Consider the following 4,238-nt stretch of genomic DNA (forward strand, 5'->3'; position numbering starts at 1 on the left):
ACTCGGGGAGGGACTTTGGGATATACGACTCGCGTTACCAAGCCGCTGCTCTCCAGTTGCCGCGACCGGTTGGAGTTCCCAGGCCAAGCGCACCACGTACTAGAGCATTTCTCCTGTTACTGGGTATCCCGTGAGGATCGTGCAGCGGCGTTTTCATTGAGAAAAACGCCCAAAGATGCACAACCCTGCTCTACACCTACAGGAGAAATGCTTTATCGGGTTGGATGGCTGGCCGTGAAAGGGGAGCAGCAGGGTTTTACCGTTGGCTTAAACTCCATAAGCTCAACCCTCGTATCGTCTGGGTCATACATATTGAACTGCCATTTGCCGTCGCGGGCGATCTTTATGCCTCCAGCGTTCCGGTTGTTGAGCCTGTCTCCGGTGTAGAGGGTCTCGTAGGCAGCCTTCATACTCGGTACTCMGAGTGCAATATGGTCCATCGATCCCAGCGAGGTCTTGGTTACACTGGCAGGAATGCGGACTCTCTCAGGATCCCTTACCATCATGTACTCGATCCAGTCCGTCCCATCGGGCACTTGTTGTGAGATCCAGTCCGTCGGAGTCTCAGCCCTGCCGCCGAACCAATATGGCCGGAATCCAAGCAGAGATCGATAGAACTCATTCTCAGCTTTGTCATCGCGCACCATGTATCCGAGATGAATGATGTGGCTGCTGAATTCGTCCAACGGTATGTCTGCCGGTTTCGCAGGAGGTTGTACGAACTGCACCCGGTTGCCCTCAGGATCGCGTACCTCAAACCAGCGGCTTCCATCGCTTGCGTTCTCTATTTTTTCCGGGACAGCGATGCCGTGCTCCTTCATATAGAGCCTTAGACCTGCCGCATCGGCGGTATTGAACGCTACATGGTCGAGCCTATTGATGGAGGTCTCCGTCGAAGGCAGCGGCAACACCTCCACGAACTGTATTGGGCTGAAGTAATACCGCACACCCAGAGCATTCTCAGGATCAGGCCTTTTGGACGCTCCCAAATCGTGTTGGTAAAAGGCGTCGGACTTCGCGGCGTTGGTTGTGTAGATGCAGACGTGTGAGATTCCAGTGATAGCCGGCCGAGAAGGTTTTGCTTGTGCCATGCCCGATAGGCTTTGTGCCAGCGAAAGCAGACAGCCGGCCATTCCCACATAAATCCTCATCCGCCGTTCCCCCATCCCGAAGCTTCTGTCCGCCGTCCTCAGCGGTCGCCTGTGCTTTGGCCTGTGAATGCAAAGCCATCATAGTCCCGACGCCCACCGTTTCATTACCGACGTCGAAAAATCAGCCGCCCAGGTCTACCTCGCAGCTCTAGGGAGCACGCGGCTCCATCAAAGGCCGAATACATTGCCGCAGACTTGTCTCTCGACCAAACTCAACCTTGCAGTCGCGCGGCGGACCATACATTTTCAGGAGTAATCCGCCGATGTAAGGCTGCAACGACGACTTACCGTCGAATCGCGTTGACTATGAACGGCTAGTTCCACGGTTCGCCATTCCCGAATGACCAATCCGAACGGTCGACAAAGACCATGTTGATCATGACGTCATCGGGGCGAACAGATAGCTTGCTCTTCAGTTCGTCGGCTATATATCGGTAGAAGGCAAGCTTCGACTCTTTATTGTTTCCGACAGTGCTGGTCACTTGGATCAAGATGAAGTCAGGGGATCGCTCCCAACCGAGAAAGTGCGGGTCGTAGATTAGATTATCGGGTGAATGCTCCCCGACGACTACAAAGCGATCCCCATCCGGAGCCTTCAGGACATCGACAATCCCCTGGTAGACGACGTCGGCCAAAGTGGCGCGATACTCGGACGTTTTCCCTTTAAGCAAGTCGATACGTGCAAACGGCATGGCTGTCTCCTCCGGGTTCTGAGTTGGTTGCAAATCGTTTGGATTTCTCATCAAAGTCGGCGACGAATCGTGATCTCCATCCCCGCTGGTAGCTCAACTCCAGCATAGATCGCTGTGTTGCTTTCTGTGAATGCTCAAGGCTTTCAAATACATGCCTAATCCTGTCACGTACACTGGTGCTCTATGAGCCTTCTCGAACAACGCGCATCGAGAAACCTACAAGAGCTGGCACAAAGCCTACGGCAGTACACAGATGGTATCGATGGAAGCGATACATTTCCGACTGCCATCCAGGGACTGTCGATTCTTCGCTCCGATCAGGCAAATCGGCCAGCTAGCTGCTTGTTCAAACCCGCTCTCTACATGACCCTTCAGGGAGCCAAATGGGCGACCTTTGGGGACAAGCGCTACAAGTTTGGGGCGGGACAGTCACTTATGGTGGCTGTCGATATACCTTCGCGCGGTACGGTCGTTGTCGCAAGTTCAAAGACACCTTATCTCGGACTCCAAATCGAGCTGGATTTTTTCATCATGCAGGAGATGGCGGAAGAGACCGGGATCACTCTGACCGCAGCCAGCAAGCCAAAAGCCCGTGGCGCATTCGTTCTCGAGCTAAATCGCCAACTAGTGGATTGTGCCCAGCGCGCGATTCATCTTATCGGGACTCCAGAGGCGATCCCGAGGCTCTATCCAGGAATCATGCGTGAGATTTGCTACTGGCTTTTGACGGGTCCCGAAGGTCATCAGGTCAGCCAAATCATGATCATGGCAAACGGACAGGACCGAAGGATCATTCAGGTCATTCACACTCTTCGAAACAAGCTGAGTGAGACAATCCATGTGGCAAATCTCGCCGTTGCCGCGAATATGAGTCAGGCGACATTTCATCGTCAATTCAAATCGGTGACGGGGATGACACCCATTCAGTATCAAAAGCAGCTCCGACTCCATGAAGCCCGTCGTTTGATGATCTTCCGTAATGCCACGGTAGAGTCTGCTGCGCATGACGTGGGTTACGTGAGCGTCTCCCAGTTCAGCCGTGAGTACACGCGCGTGTTCGGAACCTCCCCGCGCCGTGATGTCTCTATTTGGAGACGTTCTCGACCAATACAGTGAAGTTCACTGGTCACATATGAAGGTGCTCTGCCTGAAGCAACTGAGAGCGAAGTTCAAAACCGATCAGTACCGAAAACGCCGTTCTCGGAAGTGGGCACCGCAGACTTGAAGCCGTTTAAATGATTGTTGTTCAACACGGAAGGATTCGTGAACTGAACCTGCGGTTCCATCCGCAGTTAGTGGACAACGGAGTCGGCTCGCTCTGTCAACTAAACTCCTGAACCGTGATTCTTGTTCTCCCAGGCAATGTGGAATGTTCGATTGTTCAATGTCCCCGGAAAGCTTCCGGTACGGACTCCGATCTCCAGCAATTTTGTGCCCGGTTTGTCTATTGCAGTGGCACATGCCAGTGATCTGCGATGGCTTTGAGTTCTGCTGCCGTCAGGTAGGTGACTGCGCCGTGCTTGGGGCTGGTGAAGTTTGTGGTCTTCATGACGCCTTCATTGAAGCGGCCGAGGTTGGTGAACTGCTGGAAGTCCGTTGTTTCGCTGAAACCCATGTTGCTGGGACGCGCGCCATACACGTCATACATGAGGACGTACTTGTCCGTACCGAGACGTTTGAAGGTGGTGGGCGCTTCGGTGGAGACTTTTTCGGGGTCGATCCGTTGCGGATCCATCTGGTAGCCGCCGGTCAGCGTGCTGGAGACGCCATGACGAATCTTAGCGTCTGATACGAAGTAGAGCTCGTACTTGCCATGGAAGGGCGTGATGTCGCCGTCCGCGCCGTCGGTGTGGGCGAGAAGTTCCGGCTTGGTTTCGAGCCTGGTGAAGGCCGGGTCGGTGTAGGCGTAGTAGACGTCGCTGCCCTTGGGGCCGTAGCGCATGGTGAAGTAGACCATCATCTTCTTCTTTGCGGGATCGTAGATGGTCTCCGGCGCCCAGGCGGTGCAGATATTGCCGAGTGCCGGGAAGGCTGTGTCGACGCGGAAGTCTGAGTGGGACCAGTGGATGAGGTCGTAGGACTTCATGAGGACGAGAGCGCGGTTGTTGCCCCATCCACACTCCTCTACCGGGCGCTGGAAGGGCGTTTTGAAGATGCCTGCGCGCTGGCCGAAGATGTGCAGGTCCGTCATCGCGAGATAGAAGGCTCCGTCAGGCCCGCGGGTGATGTGGGGGTCGCGGACGCCCTTCTGCTCGGCGAGTTCGGCGCCCAGGAAGATGGGCTGGCCGTCATTGATGTCGGTGAAGGTGTAGCCATCTTTGCTGGCGGCGAGGTAGGCGGCCTGCGTCTGGTCCTTGAAGTAGACGAGGAGGTAGCCACCGAAGTCCTTCTCCAT

Annotated in this window: 4 protein-coding genes; 1 reads left to right on the plus strand and 3 read right to left on the minus strand. The window is 55.0% G+C overall.

What is annotated here, in order from left to right; all coding sequences use genetic code 11:
* Positions 1 to 212: 212 nt before the first annotated feature.
* Positions 213 to 1,133 carry a VOC family protein gene (locus AB4043_RS16500; RefSeq protein ID WP_442307545.1) on the minus strand — a complete coding sequence of 307 codons (921 nt, stop codon included), beginning with the start codon at positions 1,131 to 1,133 and terminating at the stop codon, positions 213 to 215.
* 332 nt (positions 1,134 to 1,465) lie between these two features.
* Complete coding sequence (locus AB4043_RS16505) at positions 1,466 to 1,843, minus strand: tautomerase family protein (RefSeq protein ID WP_442302951.1); 378 nt, start codon at positions 1,841 to 1,843, stop codon at positions 1,466 to 1,468.
* Positions 1,844 to 2,026: 183 nt separating this feature from the next.
* Between AB4043_RS16505 and AB4043_RS16510 the strand changes: the two genes are divergently transcribed.
* The gene (locus AB4043_RS16510) at positions 2,027 to 2,959 is read left to right on the plus strand and encodes an AraC family transcriptional regulator N-terminal domain-containing protein (RefSeq protein ID WP_442302952.1); all 933 of its coding nucleotides are present in this window, start codon (positions 2,027 to 2,029) and stop codon (positions 2,957 to 2,959) included.
* Between the two features lie 328 nt (positions 2,960 to 3,287).
* Here the strand turns inward: AB4043_RS16510 and AB4043_RS16515 are convergent.
* A partial coding sequence (locus tag AB4043_RS16515) for a glycoside hydrolase family 43 protein (RefSeq protein WP_442307546.1) occupies positions 3,288 to 4,238 on the minus strand: 951 nt, incomplete at its 5' end.

Source organism: Terriglobus sp. YAF25 (assembly GCF_052113305.1).
Classification (GTDB): Bacteria; Acidobacteriota; Terriglobia; order Terriglobales; family Acidobacteriaceae; genus Terriglobus.

Coding starts and splice junctions, on each gene's coding strand:
- AB4043_RS16510 (WP_442302952.1), top strand. CDS start 2,027: ATGAGCCTTCTCGAACAACGCGCATCGAGAAACCTACAAGAGCTGGCA.
- AB4043_RS16505 (WP_442302951.1), bottom strand. CDS start 1,843: ATGCCGTTTGCACGTATCGACTTGCTTAAAGGGAAAACGTCCGAGTAT.